Genomic DNA, 15,668 nt, shown 5'->3' with positions numbered 1-15,668 from the left:
CGGTGAATCCGCCGCAAGCGCGGCGAACTACGGATGCTTACTGGCTGAACGGAACCGCGCTGTTGCCGGTGGGTGCCGTGTCGTTGCCGGTGGGCGCCGGGGCGGTCGGGACCGTCAGCGGGGCGACCGCGGCGGGTGCCTTCTGCAGGCCCGCATCGATCTTGGTCGAGTGCCGGGTGGCCGCCAGGAAGGCGAGCACGATGCTCATCAGGATGAACGCGGTCGCCAGGATCGCGGTCATGCGCGTCAGGAAATCGGCCGCGCCGCGTGCCGACATGAGACCGGCCGGGCTGCCGCCCGAGGTGAGACCGCCACCCTCCGACTTCTGGACGAGGATCACCCCCACCAGCATGGCGGCGATGATGAACTGTACGACGAGGAGGAAGGTGAACATGAAATCCGGTGCCCGTTAGCGAAGGGCGCGACATAGGCGAGCCGCCCGACGCAATCAACCGCCTGTTCCACCCCCGACTCCAGCGCCATTCCGCAACCCCATGGCAGATTGGCATTTTCATCGCGATTTTCGCACAACATTTCGCCCGCGCACTGAAACCTAGTTGTAAAATGCGCGTTTGTTTCTTCGGTTCGATGCCGTGCCGGGCCTGAAACGAACGAGTGGTGCTTGTGAACGCTATGTCCGAACAGACCCTGTGGGGGTGGAAGAATACGCTGATCGATTATGTGCGGTCGGGAGAACCCGATCTCACCAATCGGCAGATGGCGTTGCTGATGCTTGTATATCTGGACCCCGGCCCCCATACGGTGCGCGGTCTGGCACGAGCGCTCAACGTCTCGAAGCCGGTGGTCACGCGCGCCTTGAATCGCCTCGGCACGCTCGGCTATCTGCGCCGCCAGCGCGACGACACCGACAAGCGCAACATCTTCGTAGCGCGTACCGCGGAAGGGGCAGAGTTTCTTGCAGAGTTCGGGCATTTCCTCGCTGGCAACCACATCAGCGAGCCAGTCCCAGAGCGCGCCGACGCGTAAGCGTCTGGCGCTGGACGGCCGTTCGGCCGCGATCGATCCTCGGGTGGACGCCGTCCGCCCCGACATCGCCGACATCCGCCTCGCCGGCCGCGTCTTCGCGCCGCATTATGCATCGCCGATGCCGCGGGTGATCCATTTCGAGACGCCGCTGCGCGCGACCGCCAAGGGCGACGAGCCGGCGCTGACCATGCTCCAGAAGGGCGACGTGTTCGAGGTTCTCGAAATCGCCGGCAGCCACGCCTGGGGTGTCGCCCCGGGCCCGGCTTTGGTAGGCTATATCGACGCATCGGCCTTGGGGGAGACCGAATGATCGCGCATGTCTTCATCGACGGTGCCGCCGGCACCACCGGCCTCGAGATTCGCGAACGCCTCGCCGGCCGCGCCGAGATCGAGGTGATGGTGCTCGACGACCAGGACCGCAAGGATCCCAAGAAGCGCGCGCAGGCGCTCAACGCCGCCGATTTCGTCATCCTCTGCCTGCCCGACGATGCGGCGCGCGAAGCCGTGGCGATGATCGAGAACGAGCGGACGCGCGTGATCGACGCCTCGACCGCCTATCGCACCGCCGCCGACTGGACCTATGGCTTCGCCGAGTTGGAGCCCGGCCAGGCCGCCGCGATCGCCGAGGCGGCGCGGGTGAGCAATCCGGGCTGCTATCCCACCGGCTTCCTCGCGCTCGTCCGTCCGCTGATCCGCGCCGGGCTGATCCCGCACGACTTCCCGCTGAGCGTCAACGCCGTCTCGGGCTATTCGGGCGGCGGCCGCGCGATGATCGCCGAGTTCGAAAGCGACGGCCCCGAGGCGACCGACACCGCCTTCCGCCCCTATGGCCTGTCACTCGCGCACAAGCATGTGCCCGAGATGCAGAAGCATGCGCGGATCGAGCATCCGCCGATCTTCCTGCCCTCGGTCGCGCGCACCTATCGCGGCATGATCGTCGAGGTGCCGCTGCCGCTGTTCGCCTTCACCCGCAAGCCCTCGGTCGAAGCGCTGGAGAACGTGCTGCGCGACGCCTATCGCGACTCGCCGGTGGTGCAGGTGCTCCCCGCCGACGTGGCGACGGTGAGCATCGAGGAAAATGCCGGTACCGATCGCCTGTCGGTCCGGGTGTTCGGCAATGACGAGACCCGCCAGGCGCGATTGATCGCGACGCTCGACAATCTCGGCAAGGGTGCCGCCGGTGCCGCGGTGCAGAACCTCAACATCATGGCCGGGCTCGATCCGACCGCCGGGCTGGTGCTTTAACAGCCCCTCCCCTTCCTCTTATCCCCCCTCCCGCCTGCGGGAGGGGATGGGGGAGGGTGTGACGTGGAGGCTCTTGCTGCGATGGCGTCGCCCGCGAACCCCACGCCCCCGCCCCTAACCCCTCCCGCAAGCGGGAGGGGGATTTAAGGCGCCGCCCGCTGCTATCGAGCAGAACAATCCTTCAAAATTTGCCGCCGTCGCATACCTATTCCTCCCCTTCGGCTTGATCTTTCGGCCGCATTGGTGTCTCGCGGGGCGAACCAATCGAGAGGGAAATGATGCAGCAGCCCGTCGGCAAATTGCTTCTGTTCGGTGCCACCGGTGATCTGGCGCAGCGTATGCTGCTCCCCTCGCTCTATGCGCTGCACGCCGATGGCCTGCTTCCCGATGGCCTCACCATCACCGGCACCGCGCGCTCCGAATATGACGACGAGGGCTATCGCGCCTTCGCCGCCAAGGCGCTCGACCAGTTCCTGCCCGTCGATCGGAAGGACGACAGCGCTGTCGCCTCTTTCCTCCAGCGCGTGCACTATCAGACGCTCGATGCCTCGCAGACCGAAGGCTATGGCGCGCTGAAGGAAAAGCTGGGCGACATCTCCGGCGGCCTCGCCATCTTCCTGTCGACCGCACCCTGGCTGTTCGGCCCGACGATCAAGGGCCTCGAATCGGCCGGTCTGGCGGGCGAGAATGTCCGCATCAGCCTGGAGAAGCCGCTCGGCCGCGATCTCGCCTCCAGCCGCGAGATCAACGACATCGTCGCCGAGGCCTTTCCCGAAGAGCGCACCTTCCGCATCGATCACTATCTCGGCAAGGAGACGGTGCAGAACATCCTGGCGCTGCGCTTCGGCAACTCGCTGTTCGAGCCGGTATGGAACGCGCGCGGCATCGACAGCGTGCAGATCACCGTCTCGGAGACGGTCGGCCTCGAAGGCCGCGCCGGCTTCTACGAGGATACCGGCGCGCTGCGCGACATGGTGCAGAACCACATGCTCCAGCTCGTGGCGCTGATCGCGATGGAGCCCCCTGCCCGCTTCGATGGCACCTCGATCCGCGACGAGAAGGTCAAGGTCCTCCGCTCGCTCCGCAAGATCACGCCGGCGGAAGCGCCCAACCTCACCGTGGTCGGCCAATATGGCGGCGGCGCGGTGAAGGGGCAGATCGTGCGCGACTATGCCACCGATCTCGGCAAGGACTCGCGCACCGAGACCTTCGTGGCGATCAAGGCGCATGTCGACAACTGGCGCTGGCAGGGCGTGCCCTTCTACCTCCGCACCGGCAAGCGACTCGCCGAGCGCCGCTCCGAAATCGTCATTCAGTTCAAGCCGGTGCCGCACTCGATCTTCGCCGAGCGCGGCGGCATGCTCCAGCCCAACGCGTTGGTGATCCGCCTCCAGCCCGAGGAGTATGTCCAGCTGCTGGTGATGGCCAAGCAGCCCGGCCTCGACCGCGAAGGCTATCGCCTGCGCGAAGTGCCGCTCAACCTCAGCCTCGATGCCGAGTTCGCCGGCACCACCCGCCGCATCGCCTATGAGCGCCTGCTGCTCGACCTGATCGAGGGCGATCCCACGCTGTTCGTCCGCCGCGACGAGGTGGAAGCGCAGTGGGAATGGATCGACGCGATCCGCGCCGGCTGGGACGCCAACGACCTCAAGCCCAAGCCCTATGCCTCGGGCAGCTGGGGCCCCTCGCTCTCGATCGCGCTCACCGAGCGCGACGGGGTGCACTGGCACGAATGATCGGGAGGGGAGCGCACGCGTCTCCCTGTCCCTATATTGGACCCTGCGCGGCCGTTGGCCGCCTCGCGGTCCCACCAAATTGAAGGAGCTTACATGACGACCGAAATCGAATGGTGGGACTATGAAGACGCTGCCGAGATGGGCGACGCGCTCGCCGGCGACGTACAGTTCATCATCGAGAGCGCGATCGACGCGCGCGGCGCCGCCGTCATCGCGCTCGCCGGCGGCCGCACGCCGGGCCCGATCTACGCCAAGCTGAGCAAGGCCAAGCTCGACTGGAAGCGCGTGACGATCATCCCGACCGACGATCGCATCGTGCCGATGGGCGACCCGATGTCGAACGTGACCGGCCTTGCCAAGGTGTTCCTGCCGCTCGGCGCGCGGGTGATCCCGGTCGTCAGCGAAAAGGCCGACGACTATAAGGCCGCCGGCCGCGCGGCGGACGCGCGCCTGCAGGACTTCCACTGGCCGCTCGACCTCTGCCTGCTCGGCATGGGCGCCGACGGCCACACCGCCTCGATCTTTCCCGGCCCAGACCTCGCCGAGGCGCTGACCGGCCCCAAGGAGCGCCGCGCGCTGGGCGTGATGCCCGATCCGCTGCCGCCCGAGGCGCCGGTCGCCCGCGTGTCGCTGTCGCTCGCCGCGATCGTCTCGGCGCGTGCGCTGATGATCGCGATCACCGGCCAGGAGAAGAAGGACGTGCTGGAGCGCGCCATCGCCGAAGGCGCCGGCTCGACCCTGCCGATCGGCCGCGTGCTCGCCGAAACCGAACTGCCCGTCGATATCCACTGGAGCCTGTAAATGGCCAATCTGCACGCCGAAATCGCGGCGGTCACCGATCGCATCCTTGAACGGTCCAAGGCCGGCCGCACGGCCTATCTCGAGCTGATCCGCCGCGAGCGCGAATCGGGCAATGACCGGCCCAAGCTCGGCTGCGCCAACCTGGCGCATGCGTATGCGGGCACCGAGGAGCAGCGCGAGGAACTGAAGACCGGCGCGCGGATGAATATCGGCATCGTCACCTCGTACAACGACATGCTCTCGGCCCATGCGCCCTATTATCGCTATCCCGAGCAGATGAAGGTCTGGGCGCTCGAAGCCGGCGCCACTGCGCAGGTCGCGGGCGGCGTGCCCGCGATGTGCGACGGCGTGACCCAGGGCTATCAGGGCATGGAGCTCTCGCTGTTCAGCCGCGACACCATCGCGATGGCCACCGCCGTCTCGCTCAGCCACCGCGTGTTCGAAGGCGCGGCGCTGCTCGGCATCTGCGACAAGATCGTGCCGGGCCTGCTGATGGGCGCGCTCCGCTTCGGCCATCTGCCGATGGTGCTGATCCCCGGCGGCCCGATGCGCTCGGGTCTGCCCAACAAGGAAAAGGCCGCGGTGCGCGAGCGCTATGCCGAGGGCAAGGCGACGCGCGAGGAACTGCTCGAGTCCGAGATCGCCGCCTATCACGGCAAGGGCACCTGCACCTTCTACGGCACCGCCAACTCGAACCAGATGATGATGGAGGCGATGGGCCTGCACGTCCCCGGCTCGGCCTTCGCCAATCCGGGCACCAAGCTGCGCCAGGAACTGACCCGCCACGCCGTCCACCGCCTCGCCGAGATCGGCTGGAACGGCGACGACTATCGCCCGATCGGCCATGTCGTCGACGAGCGTGCGATCGTGAACGCGGCGATCGTCCTGCTCGCCACCGGCGGCTCGACCAACCACCTGATCCACGTCCCCGCCTTCGCACGCGCGGCCGGCATCACCATCGACTGGGAGGATTTCGATCGCCTCTCGCGCGTCGTGCCGCTGATGACCCGCGTCTACCCGAACGGCTCTGCCGACGTGAACCAGTTCGAGGATGCCGGCGGCCCGTCCTTCGTCATCAAGGAGCTGCTGCGCGGTGGCCTGATGCACCGCGACGCGCTGACCATCGCCAAGGACGGCATGGCTGCGTATGGCCGCAAGCCCGACATCGAGGGCGATGCGCTGGTCTGGACCGAGCATGGCGAGAAGAGCAACGACGAGAATATCGTCCGCACGGTCGAGACCGCCTTCTCCCCCGAGGGCGGCTTCCGCATCCTCAAGGGCAATATCGGCCGCGCCTGCATCAAGGTCTCGGCGGTCGAGCGCGAGCGCTGGATCATCGAGGCCCCGGCGCGGGTCTTCTCGGACCAGCTGGACGTGCTGGAAGCGTTCAAGGCCGGCGAACTCGAGCGCGACGTGATCGTCGTGGTCCGCTTCCAGGGCCCGCGCGCCAACGGCATGCCCGAACTGCACAAGCTCACCCCGCAGCTCGGCGTGCTCCAGAACCGCGGCTTCAAGGTGGCGCTGGTCACCGACGGGCGGATGTCGGGCGCCAGCGGCAAGGTGCCGGCGGCGATCCACCTGTCGCCGGAAGCCTTGGGCGGCGGCCCGATCGGCAAGGTGCGCGACGGCGACATCCTCCGCCTGGATGCCGAGAACGGCATACTGGAGGCGGTGGTGCCCGCGGACGAGTGGGACGCGCGCGAGCATGCCGTCGCCCCGCCCCCCGCGGTCGGCACCGGCCGCGAGCTGTTCGCGATGCTGCGCCATCACTGCGACGAGGCCGAAAAGGGCGCGTCGGCGATGCTGCACGAAGCGGGCCTGTAAACCTGTAACGTATGTAAATCATACCCGGGTCGACCGCGCGGACTTTACATCCGCGCGGCGGACGGGAAGAAGGACGGCCGCCCACTGGCAACGTTGACAGGGGCGCCAGAGAGAGGATCGGAATCGGATGGAAGTCGTCGCCGTCGACATCGGGGGGACCCACGCGCGCTTCGCAGTGGCGGAGGTCGCGGATGGCCGCGTCGTCTCGCTCAGCGAGCCGATCACCCAGAAGGTGGCCGAACATCCCAGCCTCCAGCTCGCCTGGCGCGCCTTTGGCGAGCAGCTCGGCCGGCCGCTGCCCAAGGCTGCCGCGATCGCGGTTGCATCGCCGATCAACAGCGACCTGATCAAGCTCACCAACAATCCCTGGATCATCCGCCCGCCGCTGATTCCGGAGCGGCTCGGCGCCGATACCTGGACGCTGGTGAACGATTTCGAGGCGATCGGTCATGCCGTGGCCCAGCTGCACGACGAGGCGTTCCTGCACCTCTGCGGGCCCGAGGCGCCGCTGCCCGACAAGGGTTCGATCACCGTTTGCGGGCCGGGCACCGGGCTCGGCGTCGCCCAGGTGTTCCGCCATCGCGGCGGCTACGACATCATCGCTACCGAAGGCGGCCATAGCGACTTCGCGCCGCTCGACGCGATCGAGGATGCGCTGGTGAAGCGCCTGCGCCGCACCTATCAGCGCGTCTCGAAGGAACGCATCGTCGCCGGTCCCGCGATCGTCTCGATCTACGAGACGCTGGCGGATCTCGAAGGCGTGCCGGTCGCGCGCCTCGACGACAAGGCGATCTGGACGCTCGCGCTGGAGGGCAAGGACAGCCTGGCGGTGGCCGCGCTGGACCGGTTCTGCCTCAGCCTCGGTGCCGTCGCCGGCGATCTCGCGCTCGGCCATGGCCCGACGGCGGTGGTGATCGCGGGCGGTCTGGGGTTGCGCCTGAAGGACCATCTGCTGCAATCGGGCTTCGGCGAGCGATTCGTCGCCAAGGGGCGCTTCCGCTCCCTGATGGCGACGATCCCCGTCAAACTGATCACCCATCCCCAGCCGGGCCTGTACGGCGCTGCCGCCGCCTTCGCCCAGGAGCATGCACAGTGAGCGAACCCCGCCTTTCGATCGAAGCCATCATGCGCACCGCACCGGTCATCCCGGTGCTGGTGATCGACGACGCCGCCAAGGCGCGTCCGCTTGCCGAGGCGCTGGTGAAGGGCGGCCTGCGCGTGCTCGAAGTGACGATGCGCACCCCCGCGGCGCTCGAAGCGATCCGCGAGATGAAGAAGGTCCCCGGCGCGATCGTCGGCGCGGGCACCGTCGTGAACACCCAGCAGTTCGAGCAGGTCATGAAGGAGGACGCCGAGTTCATCGTCTCCCCCGGCCTGACCGACAAGCTGGGCGACGCGATCGTCCGCAGCGGCGTGCCCTATCTGCCGGGCATCGCCAATGCCGGCGACATCATGCGCGGCATGGATCTCGGCCTGAGCCACTTCAAGTTCTTCCCGGCCGAGACCTCGGGCGGCCTCAAGGCGCTGAAGGCCCTCGCCGCGCCCTTCTATCAGGCGAAGTTCTGCCCCACCGGCGGCATCAGCCTGGCGAGCGCCCCGGAATGGCTGGCGTTCGATCCGGTGCTCTGCGTCGGCGGCAGCTGGATCAGCAGCGGCTCGCTCGAAGAGGTCGAAGCCAAGGCCCGCGAGGCGGCGGCGCTGCCGCGGTAATTCGCACTTCTTAAGCCCCTCCTCCTTGGAGGAGGGGTTGGGGTGGAGGGATTCCAGAACGCTGGTTGGTCTCTGCGAGACACAGCCCCACCCCAACCCCCTCCCCTAAAGGGGAGGGGCTTGAGCTTTCTTGAACACTTGCCCTTGCCGATATACGAACCATATACGCTCCGTAGCACCACCAAGCCGGAGCACCCATGGGCATTGTGAAAATCGCCGACGACCTCCACGAGGAGGCCCGCCGCGCCAGCGCGGTGATGTGCCGCTCGATCAACGCCCAGGCGGAGTACTGGATGAAGATCGGCATGCTCGCCGAGGCGAACCCCACCCTGCCCTTTCACGAGCTCGTCCGCCGCCAGTTGGCCGAGGCGCAGGTCGGCGCCGCCGCGCTCGAGGCCGCCTGAGATGGTCAAGACGCCCGCCGAACTCGACCTGATGCGCGAGGCCGGTCGGCTGCTCGCCCAGGTATTTGAAATGCTCGACCGCCAGCCGCTCACCGGCATGTCGACGCTCGAGATCGACACGCTGGTCGAGCGCTACATCACCGACGAGCTCCACGCCCGCCCCGCCAGCAAGGGGCAGTACGGCTATGGCTTCGTGCTCAATTGCTCGATCAACCATGTCGTCTGCCACGGCGTGCCCGATGCCGGGACGATCGTGCAGGACGGCGACATCATCAACCTCGACATCACGCTGGAAAAGAACGGCTTCATCGCCGATTCGAGCAAGACCTATATGGTGGGTGAAGTCTCGCCCCAGGCGCGGCGGCTGGTGAAGGTGACGCAGGAGGCGCTGTGGAAGGGCATCGCCCAGGTCCGCCCGGGCGCCACGCTCGGCGACATCGGCGCCGCGATCGAGCGCCACGCCAAGCAGCACGGCTATTCGATCGTGCGCGACTATTGCGGCCACGGCATCGGCCGCGAGATGCACGAGGAGCCCTCGGTCCTCCACTTCGGCCGCCCCGGCACCGGCATGAAGCTGCGCGAGGGCATGACCTTCACGATCGAGCCGATGCTCAACCAGGGCACCCGCAAGGTGACCACGCTCGACGACGGCTGGACGGTGGTGACCAACGACCGCAAGCTCTCTGCCCAGTTCGAGCATACCGTCGCGGTGACCGCGACCGGAGTCGAGGTGCTCACGCTGCGCGAGGGGGAACGCGCGCTGCACTGATCGCCACGGTTGCGAAACGTCCTTGCGATCCCCATTTAGGAACTATCGCCGGCTTCCCCTCCCGTAAGCGCCGGCGGCTGGGTCCATCATGTTCTCGCTTGCACAGCATGGATATGCCGATGGATCTCGCCTATCTTCTCTCCCGCCACCAGAACGCCATGACGCTCGCTGGCACTGCCGCGTGCGTGTCCTCGCGCGCGGCGCACCGCGCGTTCGCAGCTATCTATGCCGATCGAATTTCGGCCTATCGGCAAGCGCATGCCATGACGGTCGCCGCCTGATGGGCGCGATCACCAAGGTCGCGGTGGGCGCAACGTCCGATGAGATCGACCGCAAGCGCTTCCGCGGCTCCACCAAGACCAAGCTGGCGCCCGAGGTCATCGCGCGCCAGTCGCGGGTCGCGCTGCTCGCCTTTCAGTCGCTGCCCGATCGAGAGACCGCGCTGCTGTTCCTCAACAGCGAGGATGAGACGCTCGGCGGCCGCCCGATCGACATCGCCAGCGCGAGCGAGGCGGGCGCAGAGCGCGTCGCCGCGATGTTGCGCGCCCGCATGGAACCGGCGGCAAAGATCGACTAAGACGCCCCATGGCCGAACGCTTCGAACGACATCGCCAGCCCTGGCGCCCCGACGAACTGCAAAAGCTCCACACCCTCGCCAAGAAGGGCATGCCGCTGCGCGCCATCGCCAAGGCGCTGACCCGCAGCGAGGAATCGGTGAAGGAGCGCGCCAAGCTCGACGGGCTGTCGATCGCCAAGCTGCACTGAGCGGCCGGGCGGGTCGCCCCGCTCAGGCGTAGCGGACCGTCGTCCGCCGCCGCCGTGCGCGCAGGGCGCCGCCCATCAGCCCGAAGCCGCCGAGCATCAGCGCCCAGGCCGCAGGTTCGGGTACCGGGCTGGCGGTCAGGCGCGCGCCGACGGTGAACGGACCCACGCCGGCATAGGCCGCGTTGATCGCGTCGACGCCGGCCTGGTTCAGCTCGATCGTATAGCCCGACGCCGCGGCGCTTACGGTGATCTTGCCGAGTACCGCGCCCGAGCCGAGATCGTCGAAAATCCCCTTGGCACCATTATACTGCTGCAGCCCGACGATCGAGCTGGTCACGTCGTACAGCGTCAGCTCGAGCGGCCGCCCGGTCGCATTGCCATAGCCGCCGGCGAGCGCGTTGCCGATGGTCAGCGATGCACTGGTCACCGTCCCCGTCGGGAAGAAGCTGAAAAAGGAGCGATATTCCGTCGTCGAGCCCCAGCTGGTCGCGCTGCCGGTGAAGTAATTGGTCCACGCGTTATAGTGCGTGCCGTTGCTGTCGAACCAACCGGTCTGGAAGGCATTGATGCTGCCGGCGCCGTTCACCGTGAGCTTGACCGAGCCGCTGGGCGAATTGTTGAAGAGGTAGAAGTCCGCCGCCATGGCGGGCGTGGTGCCAATGGCGGCAAGCAGCAACGCTGCGCTCGCCAGAACTCGACTTTGCATCGCAGAACCTCCCCGGAATGCATCCCCATGCATCGATAGTTAACGGCGGAGTATCCCAAACCATGGTGGAGTCAAGACAAGCGATTGCGTCGCTGTCCCGTAATTGATCAACAGCTTAGCCGGCTATATTCCAGATTATCCGGCAGCGGCACGCTTCGCCCGCACCAGCGCCGCATCGAGCGCGGACAGGAAGCGCGAGCGGTCTTCCTTGGCGAAGGGCGGCGGGCCGCCGATCCGGTCGCCGCCGGCGCGGAGATCGGCCATGATCGCTCGCACTGCCACCGCGCTGCCGATCGAGCTGGTGGTGAACGGCTTGCCGTTGGGCGCCAGCACCGCCGCCGCGCCCGCCTTGAGGCAGCGGTCGGCGAGAAGGATGTCGGCGGTGATCACCACGGCTCCGCCATCGGTATGTTCGGCGATCCAGTCGTCGGCGGCATCGAACCGGTCGCTCACCACCACGCGGGTGATCAGCGGGTGCTGCGGCACGCGCAGATGCGCGTTGCTCACCACCGTCACCGGCACTTCCAGGCGCCAGGCGACCTTGTAGATTTCGTCCTTCACCGGGCAGGCATCGGCGTCGACGAGGATATGAGGCGTGAACGGCATGGCGCCTCCCCTGCCACAGCCCGTCGGAAAACGCGAAACCCGCGCCACGCGCAAAAAGAACAAAACAGAAACGAATCGCTTTCCTACACAAGCGATACGTGCCTATCCTCCCCGCCATGCAGCCCGAAGACGACGATCCGTTCGACTTCACCCCGGTCGCCACCAGCCCCCGCGCCGATGGCTGGAGCGCCGAGCGCCAGCGCGCCTTCATCGCCGAGCTTGCCAGCCATGGCGGCGTCGCCGCTGCGGCGCGCGCAGTGGGAATGACGCCGCAGAGCGCGCGGCGGCTGCGCACCCGACCCGATGCCGCGGGCTTCGTCCGCGCCTGGGACGCGGCCGTCGATCAGGGTCGCATGATGGCGCTCGACCTCGCGCTGCAGATCGCCCGCGAAGGGCGGCTGGTGCCGGTCAGGCGGCGCGGCAAGATCGTCGGGCATCGCCGGTGCTTCGACAGCCGGCTGATGTTCGCCGCCTGCTATGGCGAGTCGATGCAGCGGTACGAACGTAAAGCGAGGGCGGCGCTGGAACCAGCTCCGCCCTCGTCGCGGCCGGGATCGCGTTGATGTCGCTTTCCCGGAACTTTCGGAACTTTCGCCGGCTCAGAAGCGGAAGCTGATCCAGCCGGCAAGGAAATGCGATCCCTTGGATCCCACCGCCTTGAGCACCGCGCCGGGCTCGAAATATTCGTAGCGGCCGATCACCGATACGCGCGGGCTCACCTTCCAGGTCGCCTGGAGCCGCGCCGCGTCGCCCACATGCGCGCCCTTGACCAGCTGGGTGCCCGCATAGGCGGTGCCGGCGCCGCGATAGACGGCGTCGTTCTCGTCGACGCGCAGGCTGTGCTGCAATTCGGCGGTGAGGTCGAGCGACTTGCTGGGCGAGATGGTGAGGTTGGGCGAGACCTGGAACAGGTTGGTCAGGTTGAGCACCAGCTGGTAGCTATAGGCAATCGATCCGGCAGTGATCGTCCGCGTGTTGCGGATCGTGCCGGTGCCATAGGCACCGCCGCCGCTACCATAGTCGAAATGGATGCCGGGCTTGGGCTTCAGTCCCTTGTTGCTCAAGCTGTAGGTCTGCGCCGCCTGGAGGAACCAGGCGTCGATCGGGCGGCCGCGATAGTCGCCGCCCTGGTGGTTGACCAGCCAGTCGAAGGTCAGCTTGTCGATGCTGCCCCACAGGCGGGCGCCGTAATAATGGCGGACTTCAAGGCCGGTCGCCTTGCCCCATTTCAGCGAGTCGTTGCGCTCGCGCCAGAAGAAGGGATCGAAGAAGATCTTGCGCTTGGCCTGGTTGGCGAGGACCACGCCGAAGGTGACGCCCGAGAAGCGGGTGCCGTCGTCGATCCGGTCGTCGCCGCTGCCGCCCAGGCCGAGCGTGGTCTGCTTGAAGTCGAACACATCGGCGCGGAACTCCGCGAAGGAGACCCAGGCGCGGCCGCCGTTGAGCTCGGTATGGATAGAATTGTCGTCCTTCACCGAGATCAGACCCGGTGCGCCGTCGGTGAATTCCTGCCGGCCATAGCGCACCCCGGCGTTGACACCGCGGACCGGCGCGCCGCTCAGCTCGACGAAATATTGCTGTGCGAACAGGTCGTTGCGCGACTTGGCCGCGGGCGTGCCGAGATTGTGCCCGGCCAGCCCGCCATGGGCCAGCTCGCCATAGGCGCGCAGCGGACCAACATGCACGTCGGCGCCGGCGAAGATGCGGAGCAGCTGTTCCTGGCGATGGTCGCCGGGCAACAGGCTGGGCTGCGAGATATATTGTTCGCGCAGCCGTATCTCGCCCGAGAGCGTGACATAGGCAAAGCCGTCCCCGGCGATCGGCAAGTATTTCAGCCGGTCGAGCGGATCGTCCCGCTTCTTGGGGTTGCGCATGCCGCGCCAGTCCTCGGCCCAGCGCGACGTATTGTAGCCGCCCAGCTTGATGCCGAAGCCGTCGGCCTGCGACGGATAGGTGAAGGTGGCGGGCGACGAGGGCGCGCGCGGTGTCACCGCTTCGGCCGGCGGCGTGGATTTCTGCGGGGGCACGCTCTGCTGCGGCCCGTCCTGGGGCCGCTCGGCGATCACCAGCAGCGCGGCGGGTTCGAGCGGCGCCTGGGTCTGGGCCGATACGGGGGAGATCGAGAGCGAAAGGCTGGCGGCGAGCAGGGGCAGCAGCATTTGGGTACGCGACATGAGGATCGTCCATGCAGGGCAAGAAGCCGTCATCGCCTCGCCCCTGTCCCTGTGAACGAGGCAATGCTGCGCCTTGGGGAGGCGGCGGGCCGCCTACCGGAAGTGAGTCTTGGCGATGCCGTGACGGCATCGCGCGCCGAGCGTTCAGAAGCTCGCCCAGTCCTCGGCGCCGGCCATGGCCGGTACCGCGCGGGATGCCGGTGCCGCTGCCGAGCGCGGCGCGGCGGATGCCGGACGGCTGGGCGCGCGCATCGGCGAGCCATTGTCGATCTTGAAACGCGCGGCCTGGCGCGTCAGGCCACTGACTTCGCCGGCCAGGTTGCGGGCAGCAGCCGAGGTCTGCTCCACCATCGCCGCATTCTGCTGGGTCGAATGGTCCATCACGCCGACGGCGGTGGCGATCTCGCTGATCGCGGTGGACTGGGCCCGGTTGTCGACCGCGACCACCTCGACGAACTCATGCACCTGGCTGACGCTGGTGGTGATGTTGGCCAGCGCCGCGTCGACCTTCTTCACCGAATCCACCGCGACGACGATGTCCGCCTGGGTGGTGGTGAGCTGTTCGCGGGCGCGGCGAGCCTCCTCTTCGGCGCGCATCGCCAGTGCCGAGACCAGGTCGGCGACGACGGCGAAGCCACGGCCCGCCTCGCCTGCCCGGCCCGCCTCGACCGCGGCGTTCATCGCGAGGACGCGCGTCTGGAAGGCGATCTTGTCGAGGCCCTCGATGACGTTGTCGATGCCGCGCGCGCTTTCGGAAACGCGGTCCATCGCCGAGGTGGCCTCGGTTGCCGTGGTGCGGCCGGAGTCGACGATGCCGATCGCTTCCTGGGTGAAGCCCACCGTGCGGTCGGCGGCATCGGCGCTCGACTTGAGGCGGTCGTTCATCTGCTGGAGCGCGGCCGAGGTCTGCTCGAGGCTGGCGGCGTTGCTCTCGGTGCGACGGGCGAGATCGTCGGAGGCGGCCGAGATCTCGGTCGAGCCGGTCTCGATGCTGCGCGAGGCTTCGGACAGCACGCTGATCAGCTCGCGCAGATTCTCCAGAGCGGTGTTGAAGTTGTCGCGGAGGGTGCCATAGGCCGGCGGTACCTGGGTGGTGATCGAGCTGGTCAGATCGCCTTCGGACATGGCGTGGAGCTTCTCGGAGAGGAGCTGCACGATCGCCTGCTGGTCGGCATCCGCGGCGGCCTTGGCGGCCTCGGCAATCACCTTGGCCTCGGCATTCTGGCGGAACACCTCGAGCGCCCCGGCCATCGCGCCGATTTCGTCCTTGCGGCCCGAGCCCGGGATCGCCGCGGCGGTGTCGCCGCCGGCCAGGCTGCGCATGCGGCTGGTGATGGCGCCGAGCGGCAGCGTGATCGAGCGGCTGACGAAAAGGACGGCGGCGACCAGCACCAGCACGATGACCAGCGCGGCCATGGCCAGCTTGATCTCGGCGTCGTGCACCGCGGCCTGGATCTCCTCGTCGAACACGCCGGTGGCGACCACCCAGCCCCAGGGCTTGAAGGCGCGGACATAGGAGATCTTGGACTTCACGCCCTTCCCGTCCGGCATCTCATATTCGTACGAGACGAAGCCAGCGCCCTGTTCGGCGGCGACCTTCACCATCTCGCGGAAGTGATAGGTGCCGGCGGCATCCTTGGTTTCGTAGGTCGTCTTGCCGACCTTTTCCGGCTTCACCGGATGCATCACCATCATGTGGTTGGTGTCGAGGATGAAGAAATAGTCGCTCTCGCCGAAGCGCATCGAGCCGACCACCTTCTTGGCGGCGGCCTGCGCGTCCGCCTGGCTCATCCGGCCGGCGCGCTGCTCGGCTTCGTAATAGTCCAGCTGGCTGTAGGCGATGTCGATCGCCTGCTTGGTGCGCGCCTGAAAGCTCTTGGTGAGCGAGCTGTCGAGCTGGTTGATCGACAGAAGAATGACCAGCACCAGTCCGACCAGGGA

19 protein-coding genes are annotated in these 15,668 nt (G+C 67.4%); 14 read left to right on the top strand and 5 right to left on the bottom strand.

Features of this window, described 5'->3' with window-relative positions; translation table 11 throughout:
- Nucleotides 1-37: 37 nt before the first annotated feature.
- A complete protein-coding gene (gene secG, locus ABIC65_RS02075) occupies nucleotides 38-394 on the bottom strand; it encodes a preprotein translocase subunit SecG (RefSeq protein ID WP_093295312.1) in 357 nt (118 codons plus the stop codon).
- A gap of 239 nt (nucleotides 395-633) precedes the next feature.
- On the opposite strand from secG, the gene ABIC65_RS02070 reads away from it, so the two are divergent.
- From ABIC65_RS02070 to ABIC65_RS02010, 13 genes are all read left to right on the top strand, one after another.
- Nucleotides 634-987, top strand: a complete 354-nt coding sequence (locus tag ABIC65_RS02070; RefSeq protein ID WP_354306528.1) for a MarR family transcriptional regulator — start codon at nucleotides 634-636, stop codon at nucleotides 985-987.
- 43 nt (nucleotides 988-1,030) lie between these two features.
- The gene (locus ABIC65_RS02065) at nucleotides 1,031-1,297 is read left to right on the top strand and encodes an SH3 domain-containing protein (protein WP_354306527.1); all 267 of its coding nucleotides are present in this window, start codon (nucleotides 1,031-1,033) and stop codon (nucleotides 1,295-1,297) included.
- Nucleotides 1,294-2,232 (top strand): N-acetyl-gamma-glutamyl-phosphate reductase, encoded by a 939-nt coding sequence (gene argC / locus ABIC65_RS02060; protein WP_354306526.1) that lies wholly within the window; start codon nucleotides 1,294-1,296, stop codon nucleotides 2,230-2,232. The genes ABIC65_RS02065 and argC overlap by 4 nt, the downstream gene beginning before the upstream one ends.
- Before the next feature lie 275 nt (nucleotides 2,233-2,507).
- Nucleotides 2,508-3,968, top strand: a complete 1,461-nt coding sequence (zwf, locus tag ABIC65_RS02055; protein WP_354306525.1) for a glucose-6-phosphate dehydrogenase — start codon at nucleotides 2,508-2,510, stop codon at nucleotides 3,966-3,968.
- Between the two features lie 93 nt (nucleotides 3,969-4,061).
- Nucleotides 4,062-4,769 (top strand): 6-phosphogluconolactonase, encoded by a 708-nt coding sequence (gene pgl / locus ABIC65_RS02050; RefSeq protein ID WP_294254634.1) that lies wholly within the window; start codon nucleotides 4,062-4,064, stop codon nucleotides 4,767-4,769.
- On the top strand, nucleotides 4,770-6,593 hold the full coding sequence (gene edd / locus ABIC65_RS02045; RefSeq protein ID WP_354306524.1) for a phosphogluconate dehydratase: 1,824 nt from the start codon (nucleotides 4,770-4,772) through the stop codon (nucleotides 6,591-6,593).
- 127 nt (nucleotides 6,594-6,720) lie between these two features.
- Complete coding sequence (locus ABIC65_RS02040) at nucleotides 6,721-7,689, top strand: glucokinase (protein ID WP_354306523.1); 969 nt, start codon at nucleotides 6,721-6,723, stop codon at nucleotides 7,687-7,689.
- Nucleotides 7,690-7,718: 29 nt separating this feature from the next.
- Nucleotides 7,719-8,303 carry a bifunctional 4-hydroxy-2-oxoglutarate aldolase/2-dehydro-3-deoxy-phosphogluconate aldolase gene (gene eda, locus ABIC65_RS02035; RefSeq protein ID WP_354307756.1) on the top strand — a complete coding sequence of 195 codons (585 nt, stop codon included), beginning with the start codon at nucleotides 7,719-7,721 and terminating at the stop codon, nucleotides 8,301-8,303.
- 197 nt (nucleotides 8,304-8,500) lie between these two features.
- The gene (locus tag ABIC65_RS02030) at nucleotides 8,501-8,707 is read left to right on the top strand and encodes a ParD-like family protein (RefSeq protein WP_064312933.1); all 207 of its coding nucleotides are present in this window, start codon (nucleotides 8,501-8,503) and stop codon (nucleotides 8,705-8,707) included.
- 1 nt (nucleotide 8,708) lies between these two features.
- A complete protein-coding gene (map, locus tag ABIC65_RS02025; protein WP_354306522.1) occupies nucleotides 8,709-9,476 on the top strand; it encodes a type I methionyl aminopeptidase in 768 nt (255 codons plus the stop codon).
- 119 nt (nucleotides 9,477-9,595) lie between these two features.
- Entirely contained in the window at nucleotides 9,596-9,757 is a 162-nt protein-coding gene (locus tag ABIC65_RS02020; protein WP_354306521.1) for a hypothetical protein, read from the top strand.
- A complete protein-coding gene (locus ABIC65_RS02015; protein WP_354306520.1) occupies nucleotides 9,757-10,053 on the top strand; it encodes a hypothetical protein in 297 nt (98 codons plus the stop codon). Before ABIC65_RS02020 ends, ABIC65_RS02015 begins: the two co-directional genes overlap by 1 nt.
- Nucleotides 10,054-10,061: 8 nt before the next feature.
- Complete coding sequence (locus ABIC65_RS02010; RefSeq protein WP_010543827.1) at nucleotides 10,062-10,241, top strand: hypothetical protein; 180 nt, start codon at nucleotides 10,062-10,064, stop codon at nucleotides 10,239-10,241.
- Between the two features lie 22 nt (nucleotides 10,242-10,263).
- Here the strand turns inward: ABIC65_RS02010 and ABIC65_RS02005 are convergent, their stop codons facing one another.
- On the bottom strand, nucleotides 10,264-10,947 hold the full coding sequence (locus tag ABIC65_RS02005; RefSeq protein ID WP_354306519.1) for a PEPxxWA-CTERM sorting domain-containing protein: 684 nt from the start codon (nucleotides 10,945-10,947) through the stop codon (nucleotides 10,264-10,266).
- 135 nt (nucleotides 10,948-11,082) lie between these two features.
- The gene (locus ABIC65_RS02000; RefSeq protein WP_354306518.1) at nucleotides 11,083-11,553 is read right to left on the bottom strand and encodes a YaiI/YqxD family protein; all 471 of its coding nucleotides are present in this window, start codon (nucleotides 11,551-11,553) and stop codon (nucleotides 11,083-11,085) included.
- A gap of 116 nt (nucleotides 11,554-11,669) precedes the next feature.
- On the opposite strand from ABIC65_RS02000, the gene ABIC65_RS01995 reads away from it, so the two are divergent.
- Complete coding sequence (locus tag ABIC65_RS01995) at nucleotides 11,670-12,116, top strand: hypothetical protein (RefSeq protein ID WP_354306517.1); 447 nt, start codon at nucleotides 11,670-11,672, stop codon at nucleotides 12,114-12,116.
- A gap of 36 nt (nucleotides 12,117-12,152) precedes the next feature.
- Here the strand turns inward: ABIC65_RS01995 and ABIC65_RS01990 are convergent, their stop codons facing one another.
- A complete protein-coding gene (locus ABIC65_RS01990; protein WP_354306516.1) occupies nucleotides 12,153-13,727 on the bottom strand; it encodes an alginate export family protein in 1,575 nt (524 codons plus the stop codon).
- 144 nt (nucleotides 13,728-13,871) lie between these two features.
- On the bottom strand, nucleotides 13,872-15,653 hold the full coding sequence (locus ABIC65_RS01985; RefSeq protein ID WP_354306515.1) for a methyl-accepting chemotaxis protein: 1,782 nt from the start codon (nucleotides 15,651-15,653) through the stop codon (nucleotides 13,872-13,874).
- Nucleotides 15,654-15,668 lie beyond the last annotated feature (15 nt).

The organism is Sphingomonas trueperi (assembly GCF_040545665.1).
GTDB lineage: Bacteria > Pseudomonadota > Alphaproteobacteria > Sphingomonadales > Sphingomonadaceae > Sphingomonas > Sphingomonas trueperi_B.
This window is presented reverse-complemented; position numbering and strand designations above follow the sequence as displayed.